Source organism: Solwaraspora sp. WMMA2065 (assembly GCF_030345075.1).
Classification (GTDB): domain Bacteria; phylum Actinomycetota; class Actinomycetes; order Mycobacteriales; family Micromonosporaceae; genus Micromonospora_E.
Genome location: NZ_CP128361.1, coordinates 5,100,026 through 5,119,524, shown reverse-complemented (window position 1 = coordinate 5,119,524; position 19,499 = coordinate 5,100,026). Strand labels below are relative to the sequence as shown.

21 protein-coding genes are annotated in these 19,499 nt (G+C 70.4%); 10 read left to right on the top strand and 11 right to left on the bottom strand.

The genetic code is table 11. The features are described from left to right. Nucleotides 1-23: 23 nt before the first annotated feature. Complete coding sequence (locus O7610_RS23360) at nt 24-1,310, bottom strand: erythromycin esterase family protein (protein WP_502959044.1); 1,287 nt, start codon at nt 1,308-1,310, stop codon at nt 24-26. 104 nt (nt 1,311-1,414) lie between these two features. Here O7610_RS23360 and O7610_RS23355 point away from each other — a divergent pair, with 104 nt between their 5' ends. Continuing rightward, nucleotides 1,415-2,428, top strand: coding sequence for a hypothetical protein (locus O7610_RS23355; protein ID WP_289211852.1), 1,014 nt, complete (start codon nt 1,415-1,417; stop codon nt 2,426-2,428). Here O7610_RS23355 and O7610_RS23350 read toward each other — a convergent pair. After that, nucleotides 2,415-3,308 carry a CPBP family intramembrane glutamic endopeptidase gene (locus O7610_RS23350; RefSeq protein ID WP_281552599.1) on the bottom strand — a complete coding sequence of 298 codons (894 nt, stop codon included), beginning with the start codon at nt 3,306-3,308 and terminating at the stop codon, nt 2,415-2,417. The genes O7610_RS23355 and O7610_RS23350 overlap by 14 nt on opposite strands. A 53-nt stretch (nt 3,309-3,361) precedes the next feature. Between O7610_RS23350 and O7610_RS23345 the strand changes: the two genes are divergently transcribed. Further along, nucleotides 3,362-4,477, top strand: a complete 1,116-nt coding sequence (locus O7610_RS23345; protein ID WP_281552598.1) for an FAD-binding oxidoreductase — start codon at nt 3,362-3,364, stop codon at nt 4,475-4,477. Nucleotides 4,478-4,490: 13 nt separating this feature from the next. On the opposite strand, the gene O7610_RS23340 is transcribed toward O7610_RS23345, so the two are convergent. After that, nucleotides 4,491-6,038, bottom strand: coding sequence for a peptide deformylase (locus O7610_RS23340; RefSeq protein ID WP_281552597.1), 1,548 nt, complete (start codon nt 6,036-6,038; stop codon nt 4,491-4,493). Nucleotides 6,039-6,392: 354 nt separating this feature from the next. Here O7610_RS23340 and O7610_RS23335 point away from each other — a divergent pair, with 354 nt between their 5' ends. Next, nucleotides 6,393-7,184 (top strand): hypothetical protein, encoded by a 792-nt coding sequence (locus O7610_RS23335; protein ID WP_289211851.1) that lies wholly within the window; start codon nt 6,393-6,395, stop codon nt 7,182-7,184. 58 nt (nt 7,185-7,242) lie between these two features. Here O7610_RS23335 and O7610_RS23330 read toward each other — a convergent pair whose 3' ends face one another. From O7610_RS23330 to O7610_RS23315, 4 genes are all read right to left on the bottom strand, one after another. After that, on the bottom strand, nt 7,243-7,785 hold the full coding sequence (locus O7610_RS23330; RefSeq protein WP_281552595.1) for a YbhB/YbcL family Raf kinase inhibitor-like protein: 543 nt from the start codon (nt 7,783-7,785) through the stop codon (nt 7,243-7,245). Between the two features lie 66 nt (nt 7,786-7,851). Further along, complete coding sequence (locus O7610_RS23325; protein WP_289211850.1) at nt 7,852-10,074, bottom strand: MMPL family transporter; 2,223 nt, start codon at nt 10,072-10,074, stop codon at nt 7,852-7,854. 42 nt (nt 10,075-10,116) lie between these two features. Further along, entirely contained in the window at nt 10,117-10,743 is a 627-nt protein-coding gene (locus O7610_RS23320; protein ID WP_289211849.1) for a TetR/AcrR family transcriptional regulator, read from the bottom strand. A 210-nt stretch (nt 10,744-10,953) separates the two neighbouring features. Then, a complete protein-coding gene (locus tag O7610_RS23315; RefSeq protein WP_289211848.1) occupies nt 10,954-11,613 on the bottom strand; it encodes a TetR/AcrR family transcriptional regulator in 660 nt (219 codons plus the stop codon). Nucleotides 11,614-11,762: 149 nt separating this feature from the next. Here O7610_RS23315 and O7610_RS23310 point away from each other — a divergent pair, with 149 nt between their 5' ends. From O7610_RS23310 to O7610_RS23295, 4 genes are read left to right on the top strand one after another with little or no spacing between them, the layout of a single operon-like run. Then, nucleotides 11,763-12,353: a DUF3558 family protein gene (locus tag O7610_RS23310; RefSeq protein WP_289211847.1), complete on the top strand. Its 591-nt coding sequence runs from the start codon at nt 11,763-11,765 to the stop codon at nt 12,351-12,353. Further along, complete coding sequence (locus O7610_RS23305; RefSeq protein ID WP_289211846.1) at nt 12,350-12,937, top strand: DUF3558 family protein; 588 nt, start codon at nt 12,350-12,352, stop codon at nt 12,935-12,937. The genes O7610_RS23310 and O7610_RS23305 overlap by 4 nt, the downstream gene beginning before the upstream one ends. A gap of 48 nt (nt 12,938-12,985) precedes the next feature. Continuing rightward, nucleotides 12,986-14,413, top strand: coding sequence for a hypothetical protein (locus tag O7610_RS23300; RefSeq protein WP_289211845.1), 1,428 nt, complete (start codon nt 12,986-12,988; stop codon nt 14,411-14,413). A gap of 16 nt (nt 14,414-14,429) precedes the next feature. Further along, nucleotides 14,430-15,236, top strand: coding sequence for a hypothetical protein (locus O7610_RS23295; protein WP_289211844.1), 807 nt, complete (start codon nt 14,430-14,432; stop codon nt 15,234-15,236). Between the two features lie 29 nt (nt 15,237-15,265). Here O7610_RS23295 and O7610_RS23290 read toward each other — a convergent pair whose 3' ends face one another. The 3 genes from O7610_RS23290 to O7610_RS23280 all read right to left on the bottom strand — a co-directional run bounded on the left by O7610_RS23290 (nt 15,266) and on the right by O7610_RS23280 (nt 16,169). Beyond that, a complete protein-coding gene (locus O7610_RS23290; protein ID WP_353850296.1) occupies nt 15,266-15,559 on the bottom strand; it encodes a hypothetical protein in 294 nt (97 codons plus the stop codon). 143 nt (nt 15,560-15,702) lie between these two features. After that, nucleotides 15,703-15,927 (bottom strand): hypothetical protein, encoded by a 225-nt coding sequence (locus O7610_RS23285; RefSeq protein WP_289211843.1) that lies wholly within the window; start codon nt 15,925-15,927, stop codon nt 15,703-15,705. Between the two features lie 5 nt (nt 15,928-15,932). After that, on the bottom strand, nt 15,933-16,169 hold the full coding sequence (locus O7610_RS23280) for a hypothetical protein (RefSeq protein ID WP_289211842.1): 237 nt from the start codon (nt 16,167-16,169) through the stop codon (nt 15,933-15,935). Between the two features lie 178 nt (nt 16,170-16,347). Here O7610_RS23280 and O7610_RS23275 point away from each other — a divergent pair, with 178 nt between their 5' ends. Continuing rightward, nucleotides 16,348-16,542, top strand: coding sequence for a helix-turn-helix transcriptional regulator (locus O7610_RS23275; RefSeq protein ID WP_282232800.1), 195 nt, complete (start codon nt 16,348-16,350; stop codon nt 16,540-16,542). A gap of 207 nt (nt 16,543-16,749) precedes the next feature. Here O7610_RS23275 and O7610_RS23270 read toward each other — a convergent pair whose 3' ends face one another. Continuing rightward, nucleotides 16,750-18,000, bottom strand: a complete 1,251-nt coding sequence (locus O7610_RS23270; RefSeq protein WP_289211841.1) for a helix-turn-helix domain-containing protein — start codon at nt 17,998-18,000, stop codon at nt 16,750-16,752. 138 nt (nt 18,001-18,138) lie between these two features. On the opposite strand from O7610_RS23270, the gene cutA reads away from it, so the two are divergent. Continuing rightward, the gene (cutA, locus tag O7610_RS23265; protein WP_289211840.1) at nt 18,139-18,474 is read left to right on the top strand and encodes a divalent-cation tolerance protein CutA; all 336 of its coding nucleotides are present in this window, start codon (nt 18,139-18,141) and stop codon (nt 18,472-18,474) included. Nucleotides 18,475-18,718: 244 nt separating this feature from the next. After that, nucleotides 18,719-19,465 (top strand): VOC family protein, encoded by a 747-nt coding sequence (locus O7610_RS23260; protein WP_289211839.1) that lies wholly within the window; start codon nt 18,719-18,721, stop codon nt 19,463-19,465. Nucleotides 19,466-19,499: the final 34 nt, after the last annotated feature.

Genomic DNA, 19,499 nt, shown 5'->3' with positions numbered 1-19,499 from the left:
ACGGGCTGCGTGCCGGGTGACGCTCAGACGCCGGACGGGAAGGTCTCCGGTTCACGCAGCTCGACATGCGGGGTCCGCAGCGGGCGCACCCCTCGGCTGCGGTCGAACCAGAGGAACGCGTCGTAGCGGTCGCCGAGCACGGTCGGCACGTAGTTGCCGCGCCGTTCCATGTTCGGCTGGTAGACCACCCCGATCGCCCGGTGGTCCAGCTCGTCGGTGAGCAGATCCGGTCTGCCGTCGGTGGGGAAGACGAACAGCGACTCGGCCGGGGCCGCGACGGAAAGGATCGCTTCCAGCGACCCCGGCCGGGCCGGCGGTACGGGCATCAGCCGCATCGGTGCGCCCCAGGTGTCACCGGCCACCACCGTTCCCCGGTAGGTGCCGAAGCCGACCAGGACCACCCGGTCCCGGCCGTACCGCTCACGTGCCAGCTGCCCGATGTTGACCTCGCCGAGCTCGGCCATGTCGGTGGCCCGGGCGTCGCCGACGTGCGTGTTGTGCGCCCACACCACCGCGCGGGCGTCCGGACCGTACCGGTCGAGCAGCCGGGCGAGGGTGTCGTCCATGTGCCGGTCCCGGACGTTCCAGGCCAGCCGGCCACCGGACACCAGTGCCCGGTAGTAGCGTTCGCCCCCGGCCACCACCTCGGCGTTCTGCCAGGCACCGAAGCTGCCTGCCCCGTCGGCGGCGGCGTCGCGCCGCAGCCGGACCAGCAGGTCGATCACCTCCGCCTCGCAGCCGGCGGGCACCAGCCGCAGGGCGGTCGCGTACTCCTGCGGGTCCTCGCCGTACGGTTCGAAGCAGCGGTACGCGTCGAGCGCCGCCGGCACCTGGTCCGGTCGATGTTCCCGCAGGTAGACGAGGATCTCGCGGAGCGACTCCCACAGCGAGTAGACGTCGAGCCCGTGGAAGCCGACCCGGGCGGATTCGCTGACCGAGTCGTTGTGCCGGCGCAGCCAGCGGCAGAAGTCGACCACCTCGTCGTTGGCCCACATCCAGGTGGGCCAACGTTCGAAGGTGGTCAGCGCGTCGCGCGGGTCGCGGGGGGCGTCGAGCCGGCCCCGGACGCTGCGGTCGACCCGGTCGCAGTCCGGCCAGTCCCCTTCGACGGCGATGAAGGAGAAGCCGTGCTCGGTGACCAGTCGGCGGGTGACGGCCGCCCGCCAGCCGTAGAACTCGTGTGTACCGTGGCTCGCCTCGCCGAGCATCACCACCCGCGCGTCGGCGGCCCGTTCGATCAGCGGGTCGAGGTCGTCGGCGTCGACCAGCGGTCGCGCCAGCGCGGTGATGTCCGCGGCATATCTGGCCACCGGGCCCGGGTACCCGGGCGTTACCGGCACAAACCCCGTCAGCCGGGGTCACTGGAACCGGCGAGGCGGGTGTTGCGGGCGGGTTCGGGCTAGGCTGCCTGAGCATGGAGGAGCAATCGCCCGACGCTGAGCCGAGGCGGTCCCGCGCCCCACGGGCCAGGACACCGACGGCCGGCGTCACGCCGCCCGCCGCCATCGCTCCCGTGTTGTTCCAGCCACCGTCGAGCGCAGCCGGCAGCGCCGAGAGCCCCGCCAAGAAGGCCACGCCGGCGAAGAAGACCGCCGCGAAGAAAGCCGCCGCGAAAAAGGCGACTCCGGCAGCGGAGCCCACGGCGGCGGAGAAGCCTGCGGCGAGGAAGACCACGCCAAGAAAGACCGCCGCCAAGAAGACCGCGCCGACGAAGAAGACCACCGCGAAGAAAGCCGCGCCGGCGCCGGATCCGGCCGGCACTCCCCCGCCAGGTCCGGTCCCCGGCGGTACGCTGCGACAGCTGTTGGCGCGTCCGGCGTACGCGCCGGAACTGCTCGCCCTGGCCGCGGTGGAACGGATCGGGCCGGCGGCGCGGGACTGGGCGGCCCGGCTACGCGACGACTACCCGGCGGCCAGCGACGATGCCCTGGCCCGGCTGGCGGCGCGCCGGTTCACCCGGCTCGCCGGGGCCGGCGCGGCGGTCGCCACCGCCGGCGGGCTGCTCGGCCCGGCCCTGGAGCTGGTGACCCTCGGCTGGACGCAGGCTGCTGTCACGCTGCACGTGGCGGCCGCGTACCGGCATGATCCGACCGACCGGGACCGGGCTGCGGAGCTGCTGGCCCTGACCGGCATGCAGCCGGACGTCGCGGCGGCCCACGCCGCGCTGGACGCGGCGGGCCGGCCGACGACCGACGACGCCGAGGATCCGGCGTTGCGGCTGCTCGGCGGTGCGCAGCGGTTCACCGAGGCGGTGAGCCGGTTGACCGGCGGCGGTTGGGCGCTGCTGCGGTTGCCGGCCCGGTTGCTGCCCGGTGGGCGGGCGCTGGTCGCCTGGTCGGGTGACACGCTGCTGCTGGAGCGGCTGGCCGCGCGGGCCAGCGCGCGCTATCGGCCGGTCACGCCGGCTGCGCCGGTCACAGCCAGCTGAACCAGTCACGGGGCAGCAGCGCGTAGCCGACGAACGCGAAGACGTCCAGCAGGGTGTGCGCGATGATCAACGGCATCACCCGGCGGGTACGCAGGAAGAACAGCGACAGCACCACACCCATGATCACGTTGCCGAGGAACGCTCCGAAGCCCTGGTAGAGGTGGTAGGTGCCGCGCAGCAGGCAGCTGGTGGCGATGACCGCGCCGATCCGCCAGCCGAGTTGCCGTAGCCGGGTCATCAGGTAGCCGACCACGATCACCTCTTCCAGGATGGCGTTCTGCGCGGCGGCAAGGATCAGCACCGGGACCGTCCACCACAGTTGCGGTAGCGCGGCCGGGACCAGGCTGGCGTTGAGCCCGAGCAGCGCGGCGATCCAGAACAGCCCGAGTCCGGGCAGCCCGATCGCGGCGGCCAGGGCGGCTCCCCAGGCCAGGTCGCGCAGCGGTGACCGGGCGTCGAGCCCGAGCCGGGCGCGGGCGTCGGCCCGGTCCCGGCTGAGCAGGTGGACCGCCAGCAGGACCGGCACGAGGGCGAAGAAGATCCCGAGCAGTTGGTAGGTCAGGTCCAGCCAGGGGCGGGCCGACTGGGAGGCGTTCATGGTGGCGGTCTGCTGCCCCAGCGGCCGGTCGGCGGTGAGTCGCGCGGTGATGGTGACCAGGGCGTAGATGGCGGACTGGCCGAGCGACACGCCCAGGACCAGGAGCACCTCGGCGCGCAGCAGGCGCGGTGGCAGCGGGGCCGCCGGGTGGGCGTCCGGGTTGCTGCTGGCCGGTGGTGGCGTACCGGCGAGGTCGACCGTCACCGGACCACTGTGCCCGAGCGGGTACGGCACGGCAATGTCGCACATCGGGTACGTCGACTCGCTACGAAGAGTGCTCACCCTGGAACTCAGTGATACGGAGTCAGTGGCGGCACGGTGACGGGAAGGCCTCGATGAGCGATCTCGCGCAACTGTTGAAGGAGAGCTGGGTGCTCGTCGAGGAGGAGCGCGACCAGGTGGCGGGCTACTTCTACGCCCGACTGTTCCTGGACCGGCCGGATCTTCGCCAGCTCTTCCCGGTGCAGATGGACACCCAGCGGCGCTGCCTGATCGAGGCTATCGTCTCTGCCGTCGGCTCGATCGACGACCCGGAGCAGTTCACCGACTACCTGCAGTCACTCGGGCGGGCCCACCGCAAGTTCCAGGTGCAAGCTGCGGACTACGCCGCGTTCGGCGGCATGCTGTTGGAGGCGCTGCGCACCGTCGCCGGTGACCGGTGGAGCGTCGAGTACGACGAGGCCTGGGGTGCCGCACTGGAACTGCTCATCACCAACCTGGTCATCGGCGCCGAAAGCGACCCGAACCCGGCATTCTGGCACGCCGAGGTGCTCGACCACGAACGCCGGGGCACCGACGTCGCCGTGCTGACCTGCCGGCCGCTGCAGCACCGACTGGAGTACCAGCCGGGGCAGTACGTCAGCGTCGAGGTGCCGCGCTACCAGCCAAGGCTGTGGCGCAGCTACTCGATCGCGAACGCGCCCCGGGCGGACAACACTCTGGAGTTCCATGTCCGGGCGGCCGCTGCCGGCTGGGTGTCCAGCGCGCTGGTCCGCCGGGTCCGCCCCGGCGATCTGCTGCGGGTGGCCGCCCCGATGGGCTCCATGGTGCTGGACCGGGACTCGCCGCGCGACATCGTCTGCCTGGCCGGCGGGGTCGGTTTCGCCCCGGTCAAGGCCCTGATCGACGAGCTGACCCGGTACAACCGCAGCCGCTGGGTGCACGTCTACCTGGGCGGGCGGACCCGCGACGACCTGTACGACCTGGCCGAGCTGAGCCAGCTCTGCGCCGCCTACCCCTGGCTGAACGTGGTGCCCTGCTGCTCGGACGACCCGGGCTGGACCGGGGAGCACGGCGAGGTCGCCGACGTGCTGGCCCGCTACGGCCCGTGGTACGAGCACGACTTCTTCGTCGCCGGGTCGGCCGGCATGGTCCGGTCCAGTCTGCGTCGGCTCGCCGAGCTCGACGTCCCGGCCGAGCACATCCACTACGACAGCTTCGGCGAGGTGTGATCGCTTTGCCCGGTCAGTACACCCAGGGCCGGCCGCTGTCCCGGTACTCCTCGACCGGCACCAGGCTGGTCCCCGGTGCCATCCGATCGACGTACAGCCGGCCCTCCAGGTGGTCGATCTCGTGCGCGACCAGCCGGGCCATCGCCCGGTCGAAGGACGTGATCACCCGGCCACCGTCGAACCGGGAGTGTTCGACGTCGATCCGCAGCGGACGCGGCACCAGCCCACGCACGTCGAAGTAGGACAGGCAGCCCTCGTACTGGTCATCGGTCTCCACCGCAACGTCGACAACCCGCGGGTTGAGCAGCGTCAGCGGCTCGGCTCCCGGCTCCGGGGGCCGGACCAGGGCCGCCGCCCAGGGCAACCCGATCTGCGGCGCGGCCAGGCCCACCCCCTTGCCGAACGGGTGCAGCTCGTCGAGTCGGGCCAGCATGGCCCGCAGCCGGGCGACGGTGTCCAACGCCACCGCCTCGTCGGCCGGTAGTTCGAACGGCTGCACCTGCTGTCGGAGCATTTCGGCGCCGCGCTGCACGATCCCGATGGCCCGCATCCGTTCGCTGGCCCGCTGCTCCGGCCGCGTCTCGGTCCCGGCCGGTGACCCGGCCTGACCGCCCGTGTGGGTCGGCGGCACGGACCGGAACCGCCACTCCAGCCGGTACCGGGCGTTGAGCAGCGGCGCGTCGGTCGACCACTCCAGCACCGACCGGCCGTTCACCCGCTGCCGGCGCACCGGCGTTCGCAGCGGGGCGTCCTCCGCAGACAGGGACGTCTCGACCCCCCAGACCTGGGGGTCGAGCGCTTCCGGGAAATCCAGTCGTACGGTGAGCTGCCGGGTGGGCAGCCGGACGGCACGTTGGAACCACTGTCCCCACTTCTCCTGGCCGACCCGGTAGGTGTACTCGATGCTGGTGCGCTGCCCCGGGTACAGCGGGAACCGGCCGTCGGAGTTCTCGAAGAGCAGCCAGACCTCTTTGAAGGCGTCCCGGTCGTGCTTCTTGCGCCACTGCATCGGCTCCTGGTGCCCGGGGGTGCCGCAGAAGGCGTGCAGGTCCAGCTCGACGAAGGTGAGCGGGTGTTCCCGGTGGTGCCGGTTGGACCGGTCCGGATCGTCGGGGTACCGGTCGACGGCGACCCGGACCAGGTAGCGGGTGACCGGTTCGGTGCCGGCGTTGTAGAGGGCCCGCCGGATCGTGCAGTGGTAGTAGCCGTCCCGGTAGGCGAGGGTGGCCACCTCCTGCTCGACGATGAGGCCGGTGCCGGGTGGCATCCACTGTTCGGGCACCGGCGGGTCGCGCGGCGGGGTGCTGGTACGGCTGTGCCGCAGTTCGTCGTACTCCTGGTAGCGCTGCCAGATCGCACCGCCGGCGCCGAGCACCGCTTCGGCCCGGCGGGCGAAGTCCTCGGTGGGGCGGTGCCGGCGGCCTTCGACGTGGCTGATGTACGACGGATCGAAGCCCATCCGGGCGGCCAACTGCTTCTTGGTCATTGCCCGGTCCAGGCGCCACTGGGCGAGCTCGGCCGCGAACGTGTCGGCGGCGCGGTCGATGGGCGAGCTGGTCATCGCAAGGCGTCCCCTCAGGCCGGATCCACAGTCTGCTTTCCGACTCGGACACCCGGTCGGATTTGGCGCGTTGCCGACAGAGCACTTGACAGCACGGATCAGAGCACTCTGCGAAATTCGCCCATCACCCACCGCCACGGAGTGTCATCACCCCGGCTGGAAGTTTCGCCGATACTCTGGTTAGCCTAGCCTTAGCAAGCTAGGGTGAACCATCGGCAGCTGGCGGAAGGATCGAAAGGTGAGAACGTTGAGGCGAGGCACGTGCGACCCGGTTGATCACGGGAACGCCACCTCCTTCTCGGTTGCCACCGTTACCTGCCCGGTTGCCACCGCGCCGACCGATGGTTGCTCATCGTGACCGCCGTCATCGACCCCCGGGCCCGCGCCGCCGCTCCGCTGGCCCCGATCACCGCCACGCTGCGCACCGCGTTCGGCACCGACGACCTGCCCGGCCTGCACGCCGGTCTGCTCGTCGACGACCAGACCGGCTGGCTGCCCGCCACCGAGCTGATCCACGGCGGCCACCTGCCCCGGCTGCTCGACTCGGCCGCCCGGCGCTGGCAGGCGAAGCGGCACGCCGCCGCCGCCCTCGCCTGGAAGGCGTACAGCTACTGGGTGGCGCTGCCGGTCGCGCTCGGCTGGGCGTCGGCCCGCCGGGTGCCGCTGATGCGCGCCGACGACGTACTGCTGCGGATGGACGACGACGGACCGCTGGTCGACGTCGGCCTGCGCCCCGGGATCCCGGTGGCGGTGCTGCCGCACGACCCGATCGCGGCGGCCGGGCTGCCCGAGGTGCTGGTCGTGGCCGACGAGGCCGAGCTGCTCCGCGTACTGCGGATCTCCCTGCTCGACCAGCACATGAGCCCGCTGCTGGACGCGATCCACAGCCGGGTGAAGCTCGGCCCGCGGACGCTGCTCGGCTCCCTCTCCTCCGGCATCGCCTACGCGGTGCTGCAGGCGGCCGACGCGCTGCCCGGCTCGTCCGCCGAGACGATCGGCACGCTGCTCGACGCGCTCGACATCGGCGACCTGATCGAGCTGGTGCCCGGCGAGGACGGGGCGGTCACCGTGCAGCGACGGACCTGCTGCCTGGCGTTCACCCTGCCCGACCCGAAAATCTGCCCCGGCTGCTGCATCCGCCCGTGACCGCGCGCCGCGCGGCCGGTCGGCCCGGCCACGCGGATAGCGGCCAACTGCTGGGTGGTCAGGCCGGCTGCTGGTAGGTGGCCGTCAGCCTCGCCCGGGCGAGGGTGTGGAAGGCCAGGTTGAAGCCGACGTACGCCGGGGTCGCCGTCGGGCCGAGGTCGAGCCGTTCGACGTCGAGGGCGTGCACCGCGAAGATGTACCGGTGCGGCCGGTCACCGGCCGGCGGTGCGGCGCCGTCGTACCCGGCGTTACCGAAGTCGTTTCGTACGCCGAACGCGCCCGGCGCCGCCTTCTCCGGGTCACCGCCGGCACCCTGCGCCAGCTCGGTCACCGACGCCGGCAGGTTGACCAGCAGCCAGTGCCAGAACCCGCAACCGGTCGGCGCGTCCGGGTCGAAGCAGGTCACCACGAACCCCTTGGTCGATGCCGGAAAGCCCGACCAGGACAGTTGCGGGGAGAGGTTCGCACCGCCGGCTCCGGTGAAGACGTGCGCCGTCGGCAGCGGCCCGCCCTCGGAGAGGTCGGTGCTGGTCAACGCGAACGAGTCGACCGGCGGAAGCAGGTCGTACGGATCAGGTGCGATCGGTCGGTCCAGGTTCATGCCTGGCATCCTGCCGCACCCGGCACCGGTACGCAGCCCAGCGCACCGATGCCGGGTGAAATCGGGTCAGGACAGGTCGGCTCCACTGCCGACCAGCTCGGCGCCGCGCTGCGCGGCCAGCCTGGCCCGCAGCTGCTCGCCTTCGATGTCCACGTTGGGCATGATCCGGCTGAGGAAGCCCGGCAGCCACCAGGCGGCGCGGCCGAGCAGCGACATCACCGCCGGGACGATGGTCATCCGCACCACGAACGCGTCGATCAGCACGCCGATCGCCAGCGCGAAGCCCATCGATTTGATCACCGGGTCGTCGACCAGGATGAAGCCGCCGAAGACCGCGCTCATGATCAGTGCGGCAGCGGTGACCACCCGGGCACCGTGCCCCATCCCGTTGATGGTGGCCTGCACGGCGGTGTCACCGTGGACGAAGTCCTCCCGCATCCGGGACACCAGGAACACCTCGTAGTCCATGGCCAGGCCGAACAGGATGCCGATCAGCAGGATCGGCAGGAAGCTGACCAGCGGGCCCGGGGTGTCCAGGCCGACCAGATCGGCGAGCCAGCCCCACTGGAAGACCGCGACGGTGATGCCGAACGTCGCGCCGACAGTCAGCAGGAACCCGGCGGCGGCCTTCACCGGCACCAGGATCGACCGGAACACCAGCATCAGCAGCAGGATCGACAGCCCGACGACCAGCAGCAGGTAGACGGGCAGTGCGTCGGCGAGCTTGTCGGAGACGTCGATGCCGACGGCGGTGACACCGGTCAACGCCACCGCTGCGGTGCCGTCGTCGTCCGGGGCCAACCCGAGTTCGGCAATCTCCACACGGATCCGCTCGACGAGCTCCTCGGTCGCGGCCTCGGTGGGGCCGGTCGCCGGGATGACCGCCAGGATCGCGGTCTGCCCGTCCTGGCTGGGCTGCGGCGGTGCGACCACCAGTACGCCGTCGAGGGCCTGCACCGTACCGGTGATCTGACCGGCGGCGGTGGTGGTGGCCTCCGCCGAGTCACCGGAGACCACCATGATCAGCCGGCCGTTGAAGCCGGGCCCGAATCCTTCGGTGGTCAGGTCGTACGCGGTTCGTGCGCTGCTGCCCAGCGGCGCGGTGCTGGCGTCGGGCAGGGCGATCCGCATGTCGGCGGCGGGGATCGCCAGGGCACCGAGCCCGGCCACGCCGAGCACGATCACCGGGATCCGCAGCTTCACCATCAGTCGGGCCCAGCGGAATCCGAAGGAGTCCTGGTTCTCCTGGCTGGTCGGTGCCTCGGCCGGGCCGACTGCCCGCTTGCCGCGCGGCAGCACCCGGCGGCCGGCGTAGCCGAGCAGCGCCGGCTGCAGGGTGATCGCGACCAGGACGGCGACGCTGACCGTGCCGGCGGCGGCCAGACCCATCACGGTGAGGAACGGGATGCCGACGACGGAGAGCCCGGCGAGGGCGATGACCACGGTGGCGCCGGCGAACACCACCGCGGAGCCGGCGGTGGCGACGGCGCGGGCGGCCGCCTCCTCCGGTTCCAGGCCTTCGAGCAGGTGCTGCCGGTGCCGGGAGGTGATGAACAGCGAGTAGTCGATGCCGACGGCCAGGCCGAGCATCAGCGCCAGCACCGGAGCGGTGGAGGTGAGGTTGATGACGCCGCTCAGCACGAACAGGCCGGCCATGCCGGCGCCGACGCCGATCAGCGCGTTCAGCATCGTCATCCCGGCGGCGACCAGCGAACCGAAGGTGATGATCAGGACGACCAGGGCGATCGCCACGCCGATCGCCTCCTGGGAGCCGACGTGCGGCTCGGTGCTCATCACCTCGCCGCCGTGGGCCACCTGGAAGCCGGCGTCGCGGGCCGGGCCACCGACCGCTTCGTACGCCTCCCGCGATTCGTCGCTGACCTCGTCGTTCGGCTCGGCGAACTGGACGTTGACCAGGGCGAACCGGCCGTCGGGTGACACGCTGCCGGTCTGGAACGGGTCGAGCGCGGCGATCACGCCGGGGATCTGGTTGGCTTCGCCGACCACCTGCAGGACGGCGGCCTGGCCTTCGGCGGTGGTGAGCTGCTCGCCCTCCGGCGCGGCGATCACGATCGTGCCGCCGGCCCCGCTGGCCTCCGGGAACTGCTCCTGCAGCAGCTCCAACGCCTCCTGGGATTCGGTGCCGGGGATGTTGAAGTCGCTGGCGGTCGGCCCGCGCAGGGTGAGCGCGGCGACGCCGAGACCGACCAGGGCGATCAACCAGATCGAAACGACCAGGTGTCGTTTGCGAAAGGCGGTCCGGCCGAGCCGGTATAGCAGGGTGGCCATGCGGCATCCTCTGTCGTGTCGGTCGTTACGGAACTTCGGGTTTCAGCTGGCGCCGGGCTTCGGGCCCTCGGCTGGCGTCAGGTCTCGGTTACGCGCCGGGCCCGGTTCGCCGAGGGTCCGGTCGATCACCTGGTCCAGCAGCGGGCGGAGCCGGTCGGCGTCGAGGTCGAGGTGTTTGGAGCTGGCGGCGGCGACCCCGGCCAGCACCACCAGGGCGGCGAACCGGTCCTCCAGGCGCCCGGACCGACCGGTGAGGGCGTCGAGCAGCCGGTCGATCATCTGCTCCAGGTCGCAGAAGGCGGGCTGGTGCAGCATCTGCGGGATCTCGGCGTAGAGCACCGCGATCTGCCGCTGGTAGCGCAGGCACAGCTCGATGAAGCCGTCGATCGCCGTACGGCGGGCGGTCTCGTCGTCGAGTCCGGCCAGTTGCTGGTCGAGTTCGGCCAGGCTGGCGACCGCCGGGTTCATCAGGGCGGCGAGGATCGCGTCCTTGCTGTCGAAGTGGTAGAGCAGGGACGCCTTGGCGCAGCCCACCTCGGCGGCGATGTCCTGAAGGGAGGCTCCCCGGAAGCCGACCACCGCGAAGCGCTGGGCGGCCACGTCGAGGATCTGTTCGCGTAGCTCGGGCCGCGCTGCGCCGCCCCGGCCGGTCTGTGTCACTTTGCCCACCTCCTCTCCTCAGGTCACCTGCCGCGACCAAGGATGCCGGAGCGAACCCAGAAACCCTGACCGATCGGTCAGAAGGTGAAGCAGCTCACAGAGACGACCTGCTCAGCTTCGATCTCGACCGACAAATCTCACCCCAGGCGGGTGGAAGCCTGACGAGAACTTGATGAGAGTTCGTTAAGAGTCACCGGAAGAGGGGCCAACGGATGAGGGTCACCGGCCGGGCAGGACCGCGTGTTTCAGCTGGCCGGCCAGCCAGTCCCGGAAGTCGGCCTCGTCCCAGCCGCAGCGCAGCACCAGGCTGCCGTAGTGCGCCGGGTCGTTGTAGAACCAGACGAGATCCACCGACCGGTCGAGGTCGGAACCGTATCGCAGCGGTCCCAGGTCACGCAGTCGCGCGACCACGCCGGTAGCGCCGATCCGGCGGTTGCGCAGCAGCGTCTCCCAGACCTGGGCGACCTCTTCGGCGTCGTCGGCCGCCTGCCGTACGGTCTCGAAGATCCGTGCGGTCCGGCCGCCGATCAGCCGGCACACCTCCGCGTACGCGTCGAGGACGCCTTCGGCGGTGTCGGCGAGCCGCACCGGCTGGAACCAGGGCCGCTCGACGACCGGCACCGGTTCGTCGTCACCGGCCAGGGCCTCGTCGAGGACCTGGCGCAGCAGGGCCGGTTTGGAGCCGAATGCGGCGAAGACGGTGGGGCGGGCGACACCGGCCACGACGGCGACGTCGGCGAGCGAGGCACCGGCGTAGCCGCGTTCGACGAAGAGGTCCCGGGCGGCGTCGACGATCGCGCGTCGGGTCCGGCGGGCGCTCTCCTCGCGTACCGCTGATCGGTATTTCCGGGTCGCCCTGGTCTCGTTGTCGGCTGCCATAGCTCCGTCACCCTACCAAGTTATTAACTAGACAGCGTCTCTGGACTAGCTGGCGTCTATTGAATATGCTCACGGCAGCCTGACCGGCGTCGGACCGCCAGCGCGGTCCCCGACCGGGGCGGCTTCCCGCTGCGATGAAAGGGTCAGCCATGCCAGGACCACGCCCCGGCGCCGCACGCCGTACGCACCGACCCGGGCCGCCACACCAGCTCCTGCCCAGCCTCTTCAGCCTCACGACGGCGCTGCTCGGCGCGACGGCGCTGCTGGTCGTGACGGTCTCCGCCTGCTCCCCGGGCGACACCACGCAACCGGCCGACCCCGGCGGTCAGCCGGCCGCAGCCAACCAGCCGGCGGACGAGCAACCCGGCGACGAGTCGCCGCCGCCGGTCGACGCCTGCACACTGCTCACCGCCGACGAGGTCACCCCGATCATCGGCGCGCACGACGGCGGCGGGCCCGGCGACGGCCTCGGCGAAAGCGTCTGCGTGTGGGAGAACCCCGACACCTACCACTCGGTGACGGTCAGCATCGGCGGCCCGGGGACGGCCGCCTCCGGTGAGCTGCCCGCCGAATCGGCGTACGGCGAGACCGAACCCGGCCCGGACGGGATCCGGTTCGCTCCCGGCGGCTTCGCCGAGTTCATCGTCAGCGACCGGGCCTGTGAGGTCCAGGTGGTCGCCCCCGACGACGACCGGGACGTCACCGTCGAGCTGATCGGTCTGATCAGGAGCCGGATGTGACCGGGCGGCCGACCACCGGCGGCCGGCGGGCCGTACGGCTGACGCTGCTCTGCCTGCTGGCGGTCGCCGTCGTCGCGGCCGGCACCGGATGCGGCGACACCGCAGAGACGTCGACCGGAGGACCCTCGATCGCGCCGCCGACCGGCTTCCCGGACGACAGCGTCGCGACCAGCCAGGCTCCACCAGCGAGTACGGAGACCGACCCGCCCGCCGCGCCGGCCGTGGTCAACCCCTGTGACCTGGTGACCCAGCAGGAGGCTGAGCAGTTGGCCGGCACACCGCTCGACGCACCTCAGCAGGTCGAGGCGACCTGCACGTTCACCTCGCCACCGTCCGGGCCGACCGCCCAGGTGGAGGTCTTCGTCGGACCCGGCGCCAAGAAGATCCTCGACATCAACCGGGAGCTCGGGCACGAGTTCCGTGAGCTGCCCGGCGTCGGCGACGAGGCGTACGCCGAAGACGACAGCGTGTACGTCAACATCTCCGGCCAGTGGGTCTCGATCCGGTTGGTGCGGCTCAACGATCCCGCCGAGAACCGGCAGCCGCTCGAGGACCTCGCCCGCGTCGTCGCCGGCCGGCTCTGAACACCGTCCACCATCCACCGTCATCGGCTCGCCCGAAGGGTGTCGGTCATGGGATCGAGCTTCACCAACTCCCGGCGACTGATCGGGTCAGCCGTCGCCGTACTCCTGGCGGTGTCGGCCTGCGGCGGCGCGGGCCCGGCGGACGGTCCGCGGCCGGACGCGGCGTCGTCGGTGAGTGCCGAGGCCGAGCAGCGGTACGGTGCCGCACCGACCCCACATCCGGACGTCACCTACCAACCGGACGTGGTGTTCGTCGGCGGCGGCGCGGGCTCGGTCCGCTCGGTTGCCGCCGGCACCTTCACCTGGCGCATCGACCCGGCGGCGAAGAACGCCGACCGGCTCGCCCCGGGCAAGGTCATGTTCCTCACCGGACGGGCGGTGGGCCGGGTGGTCGACATCCGGCGGGACGGCGACGACCTGGCGGTGGCCCTCGGCCCGGTCGACATCACCGAGGTGATCCGGGACGGCACCTTCACCAGTGCCGAACCGGTCCCGTTGACGGCTGCGGTCCCGATGCCGGACGCGGCGGCCAGCTGGGCGGAGTCCGGCGACGACAGCGGCGGCGTCGGAGGGGGCGGTGGTGGTGGCGGTGGCGGCGGCGGAGGTGGAGGCTTCACGGTGCCGGCGGCCGCCAAGGTCGGCAAGCTGGCCGCCACGCCGATCTGCTGCTCCGACGGGGTCGGCGCCAGCTTCACCTACGACAGCAACGGGGTGCGCCTGCTCGGCAAGGTCCTGCTCAAGATGACCGCACCGACCGCCGGCTTCCATTTGGAGATCCGGGGAGCGACGGTGACCCGGGCCGAGTTCATGGTCAACGGGGCCGCCTCGCTGCGGGTGGAGATCGAAGCGACGACGTCGACCGGTCGCAACATCGACCCCCGCATCCCGATCCCGGTCGACTTCAGCGTCCCCATCGGCGAAGTGCTGGGCGTGCCGTTCTCCGCGACGGTGACCCAGGTCATCGGGGTGAACACGGCGTTCGGTGCCAAGGACGGCAACATCAGTGCCACCGGCGAGTGGTCGCTGAGCCAGTCGATCGGCTTCGGCTACGCCAACGGCTCGTTCGGCGTACGGGCACCGAATTCGATCAGCGTCGACCAGAGTCTGATCGACTCGATCTCCGGCATCTCGGTCGGCGTCAACGGCATCTGGCTCGACTACCACGCCAAGTTCCACGTCGGGCTCGGCGCGCTCGGCTTCATCGCCGGGCTGTACTTCGAGTTGACCCTCACCCTCGGAATGACCATCGGCTCCGCACTCGGCGCGCCGATCGCACTGTGCCGCAGCGCCCAGCTCGGCCTCTGGGCGTCGTACGGCGTCGGCTACACCATCCCGGCCGGTCTGGCCGCAGTGATCAACACGTTTCTGCAGCTCTTCAACGCCAAACCCATTCCAAAGGAAGGCGGCGTCGGCGACACGAAAAACCTTTACGACAAGAATGTGGTGCACCCGAACGTGCCGATCTGTCGAGACTGATTGATACCCTGGGGCTGTGTCGGCCACCGTGGATCCACCGCCGCCGCGCACAGATCCGTCCACGCCCCGGAAAAAGATCAACTGGGTCGACCGTCTCATTCAGGCCGCAGCCATCGCCGGGTCGATCGCCGGTGTCGCGTCCTTCTTCACCGAGCACCCCGCCGCGGGGCTGCGGCTCATCGCGGGCAGCCTGCTCGTCGGCGGGGTCGCGCTCGCTTTCAGATGGCGTACGGCCGGCGGCCCTCGCTTTGGTTTCACCGGTGCACTGGCGCTGGCGCTGATCGGGGCGGGCGTCTTCGGTTGGTCGCTGCGGCCGGGCACGGCACCGGACGTCGCCGCACCGGACGTCGCCGCGCCGGCACCGGGCCCGACCGGGACCACTGCGTCGGGTTCGTCGCCCACCGCCGGCGGACCGGATCCCGTGCCCGTTGGCACGTCGGTGACGGTGCACCGGGCAGAAACCGTCGTCCCCCTCTCGGCGACATCGGAGATCGACCTCGACTCACTTGCCCCGGACTGGGACGTCACGGGCTATGACGAGACGGGCCTGGCCGATCTGCGGTTCAGCACCATCAGTTTGCAGCCGATCAACAACGCCGAGCTACGGGAAGCCGCAGGTGACGGCCCGGAGCTCTGCCAGCAGGCGACGGCGCAATACCGGCTGACGTTGGACGAGGACCTGCCCGAGACCAGGTACGCCTGCGCGATCACCAACGAGAACCGCTTCGCCTCGGTGCGGTTCAACCGCGAAGACCTCCGGATCGGATACACCGTCTTCAGCTGGATCACCCTGACGATCACGGTCTACAACCGTGCCGCCTGACTATCGTCCGACCCGGCCGCCGGGCAAGGCTACGACCCGTCGTGCCGGGGCAGTCGATAGAGTCCGTCACGTTGCACGAATATCTCCCGCCGCTCGGCGGCTTCGCCGGATTTGTCGATCACGTAACCCGTGACCCAGAGCCAGCCCTCGTACGTCGGCTTGGGGTCAACCGAGATGACCCGGAACCTCAGCCTGCGCTCACCAGCGAACTGCACACTGGCCTCACCGCCGACCACCAGCACGTCACCCGGCCTCGGCTCGGGCGCATGGAGCAGCCGACTACCCGCCACGCCGATCCGCCAACGGATACGTCGTACGCCCACAGTCCGGACACCACCGCGACTTCACCTTGAACGACCACAGCCCGGCGCAGAAGCCCAGCAACGCCGCACTGAACAGCGCCCCGACATCCCACATCGATGGATTCCTCTCACAAGGGAAGACGTTTCCGATCGGCCACGCGTCGTCAGCCGTCGAACGCCACCGGCTCGCCGCCGTTGGCCTGCCACCGGCCAAGGACCTCGGCGAGAATCCGGCGGGCACCGGCCTCACCGTGCTCAGCCTTCAAATCCTCGAAGCTCCACCGCAGCGTGAGAGCCACCTCGGCCGCTTCATCGGTTTCGCACTCTCGGGTGACACCGGCGTCGACGTCGGCGGCGTTCGGACCCGACTCGCCAGCACCGTCGTCCACCAGGATCACAACCCTGCCGGTACGCGGTAGCCGACCATCTGGCCGTAGGTCATCAGCGGACGCAGCGTCGGAGTGAGCATCGTCGGCTCCGACGACCAGCGGTGCCCACGGTTGCCGTCCAACCGTCGCTGCCTGGCCGCCCGTTCCTGGTCGAGCCGGGCCAGGCGCTTCGACGCCGCCGACCGCCCGTCCCGCCACTCCCGCCACCGCACCACCAGCTCACGAATCATCTCGACGATCACTGCTCTCTCCTTCTCAAGATCGTTTTCGTGTTACCTAATCGATCAAGCCCACGGCGTCGCCCGCCCGCATCCCACGAATGCGCCGGCGGTTTCGCCTCATTAGCATCCCCTGCAACGTGCACACCGTCAACCTTGCAACTGGCAATCTTCACGGAGGCAAGGTGCATAGCTTGACCTTGTGAAGCTGGTCGCGCTGTCCGACGTCGCCGAGATGCTCGGCGGTGTATCGCGCACCCGCGCCACCGAGATCACCAACCGGGCGAGCTTCCCGGCACCAGTCGCGCTCGTCGCCTCCGGCCGGATGCGGATCTGGGACCGCGACGAGGTCGCCGAGTGGATCCGCACCCACCGCCCGACCCAACAAGAAGACTGATCGGCATCACCAGATCAAGAACCATCTCGACAATCCCCGCCCACCCGATCAGGCTTCACGCTGTCCTGACTAGATACTCATCCACCGACTACGCGCAGTGAACGCATCAGGCGTACGTCTTTGCTGATGGGTCGGACGGCAACTGGTACGCGGCGTACGACTTCGCTCGCTGCCCACAGCGGCGCAGGCACAATATGTGAAAGACGCTCAGGAACCTGCGCCCAGCAGGTCAGCAAGCGCGGCCAGTTCCTGACTTACCGGCCGACGGCGACGGGTAAGGATCGTGGTGACGATGTCCCGGGCGTACCGCTGATGCCGCAACCAGGTCGGTGACTCCGCTCGGAGCCCGGAGAGGATGCGCGCCGCTTCGGCCAAGTCGCCGCGCTCAGCGTTGGCCCAGGCCCGGTCGAGCTGGTGACGATTCCGGTTGTCCGACGTGGCCCGGCCGTTCCCCGGCGGTACGCGTTCCGCCAACGCGAGCGCCGTGACCGGGTCGCCCGCTACGACCGACATCTCTACCCGCTTCATCTCCACGGTCACCGGGCAGAAGGCCCCCATGGTCACCGGCATGCGGAGAGCCACGTCTGCTGGAAGATGCTCGCCGATCCGGACCGCCGCCGCACCGGCGGCGTCGAGCATTTCTCCGGCGTCGTCGGCGCGACCATCGCGGATCGCGGCAGCCGACCCGCGCAACATGAGCCAGCCCCAGACCGCCAGCCGGGTCGGGTCCGTACGGGAGAAGCGTGGCTCCACCGCGTCCGCCGTGGCGACAGCCAACCGCCCTGCCTCGTCGAACCGCCCCTGCCGGAGCAACAGCCAGCACATCGTGGTGACAACAGACGCGGCGACCAGTTCGTTGCCGGACTCGTCCGCGACGTCGAGCGCGAGACTCAGCGCATGGTAGGCAAGATCGAAACGCCGGAGCTGGATCAAGGTCGTCCCGGCGATCTGGTACGCCTGAGCGAGCTGACCCGCACCAGCGGTCCGCTGGTCGCCGCCACTCGCGTCGACAAGGCTGCGGGCTGCACCGATCAGCACCGGCAACCGGGCGAGCGCGGTGGCGTAATCGTCACCATGGTAGATCCGGTCGATCTCGGCAATTGACGTCTGCAGTTCTCGCACGGTCGGCGGATCTGTCGAGACATCACCGACAGTCGTGCCGCTCAAGCCACGGGCCGGAGTCAGCGCCCGCCGTAGCAGGTCAACCGCGATCTCGTCGCCATCGGTCCCGGCCCCGGCCGTCGGGTCAGCGACGGCCGGCCCGACGAGTACGGATGTCGGCACGGCAAGCGCAGCGGCGATCGCCCGCAAGGTCGACATCCGTGGTGATCCCGGCTTGTTCTGCTCCAGCTTCTGGATCGTCTCGACCGCGAGCCCGGCGGCCTCCGCCAACTGCTCCTGAGTGAGTCCCCTGAGTCGACGTAGCCGCCCTACGTTGTCGCCCACCGTCGAACTCATCGCGCCGCCTCCCGAAACCGCGCCCCCGGCCGTACGGAATCCGGCACCGCCGCATCGACCGCCGCCGCAACCGTACCGCGAGGTGATGATCAACTGTTGCTCTGATTCAGTAAGTCGGGTGGGCGCTAACCTCAGACCATGAGCGACTATCTACAGGTGTCGACCGCAGTCGAGACGCGAGAGGCGGCTGTGGCCCTCGCCCGATCGGCAGTTGGTGCTCGCCTGGCCGGGAACGCACAGGTGATCGGCCCCTTGATCAGCGTCTTTTGGCACCTGGGCAGTCAAGGTGAGAGCGAAGAGTGGCAGGTGTTACTCAATACCACGGCAGCCCGCTACGAAGCCCTGGAGCGCCACCTACTCGCACACCATCCCTGGCAAAACCCGCAGATCACCGCTACCGCGATCGTGGCAGGATCAGCAGTGTGCCTTGAGTGGCTTCGATCGTCGACAGGCGACGCTCCGTCAGGCAGTTGAGGTAAAGGTTCAGGTGACCGGCCCGGTACCGGTGCATGAGACCGTGGTCCGCCTCCCGGCGCGGCTGCTTCCGTGACATCTGGGATCGCGCTACCCCGCACGCGGAGTACGTGATCTAGCACAACGCATGGCTACTCCATACTCCGCCGCGTAGGAAGCCCGCGCAGCGCTCGCTTGCGGTCAGGACGACCGTCGACGCCGAATTCCGGTGGCGGGCCGGCGCTGGGGTCGGCAGGATCGGGCCATGACCACCGAACCAGACCGGCAGGCGGTCGGCTCACTGCGGGCCGTGGCGATCGACGCGCCGGACATCGATCGCCTGGCCACCTTCTACGAACAGCTCGCCGGCTGGCGACGCCGCCCCACCGGTGACGATGACGACGACTGGATCACCCTTGTCACCGACGACGGCTGGCGGATCGGGCTGCAACAGGCCGTCGACCACGTACCGCCGGACTGGCCCGGCCAGGACCGACCGCAGCAGGCCCACCTCGACTTCCAGGTGTCGGACATCGACGCGGCGGCCGAACGCGCCCAGCAGCTCGGTGCCAGCCTGTTGCAACGCAACGAACGGTGGCACACCCTCGCCGACCCGGCCGGCCACCCGTTCTGCCTGTGTCTGAAAGCCGACGAGCCGCGCACCACCTTGGCGGGCGTCATGCTCGACTGCCCCGACGCCAAGGAGTTGAGCCACTTCTACGCCGGACTGCTCGGCGAACCGGTGACCTACGAGGGGGACGGTATCGCCATGATCGGCGAACAGGGTGCGCAGCCCGTCCTGTTTCAGCAGGTCGAGCAGTACGCCGCGCCCCGCTGGCCGGACCCGGCGTACCCGCAGCAGATCCACCTCGACGTGCAGGTCCAGGGCGTAGATGCCGCCGAACATGCCGCCCTCGCCACCGGCGCCACCCGACTCGACGGTGCCGGCCCCGGCTGGCGCGTCTACGCCGACCCCGCCGGCCACCCCTTCTGCCTCGTCTGGGCGGCCTGACCAGGCGAAATGATCACGACAGACTGGCGTACCG

Excerpts from the sequence above, each read along its gene's own strand:
- O7610_RS23330 (WP_281552595.1), bottom strand. The coding sequence starts at position 7,785 with ATGAACCTGGACCGACCGATCGCACCTGATCCGTACGACCTGCTTCCG.
- O7610_RS23315 (WP_289211848.1), bottom strand. The coding sequence starts at position 11,613 with ATGGCAGCCGACAACGAGACCAGGGCGACCCGGAAATACCGATCAGCG.
- O7610_RS23355 (WP_289211852.1), top strand. The coding sequence starts at position 1,415 with ATGGAGGAGCAATCGCCCGACGCTGAGCCGAGGCGGTCCCGCGCCCCA.
- O7610_RS23340 (WP_281552597.1), bottom strand. The coding sequence starts at position 6,038 with ATGACCAGCTCGCCCATCGACCGCGCCGCCGACACGTTCGCGGCCGAG.
- O7610_RS23310 (WP_289211847.1), top strand. The coding sequence starts at position 11,763 with ATGCCAGGACCACGCCCCGGCGCCGCACGCCGTACGCACCGACCCGGG.
- O7610_RS23270 (WP_289211841.1), bottom strand. The coding sequence starts at position 18,000 with ATGAGTTCGACGGTGGGCGACAACGTAGGGCGGCTACGTCGACTCAGG.
- O7610_RS23345 (WP_281552598.1), top strand. The coding sequence starts at position 3,362 with ATGAGCGATCTCGCGCAACTGTTGAAGGAGAGCTGGGTGCTCGTCGAG.
- O7610_RS23260 (WP_289211839.1), top strand. The coding sequence starts at position 18,719 with ATGACCACCGAACCAGACCGGCAGGCGGTCGGCTCACTGCGGGCCGTG.
- cutA (WP_289211840.1), top strand. The coding sequence starts at position 18,139 with ATGAGCGACTATCTACAGGTGTCGACCGCAGTCGAGACGCGAGAGGCG.
- O7610_RS23300 (WP_289211845.1), top strand. The coding sequence starts at position 12,986 with ATGGGATCGAGCTTCACCAACTCCCGGCGACTGATCGGGTCAGCCGTC.
- O7610_RS23325 (WP_289211850.1), bottom strand. The coding sequence starts at position 10,074 with ATGGCCACCCTGCTATACCGGCTCGGCCGGACCGCCTTTCGCAAACGA.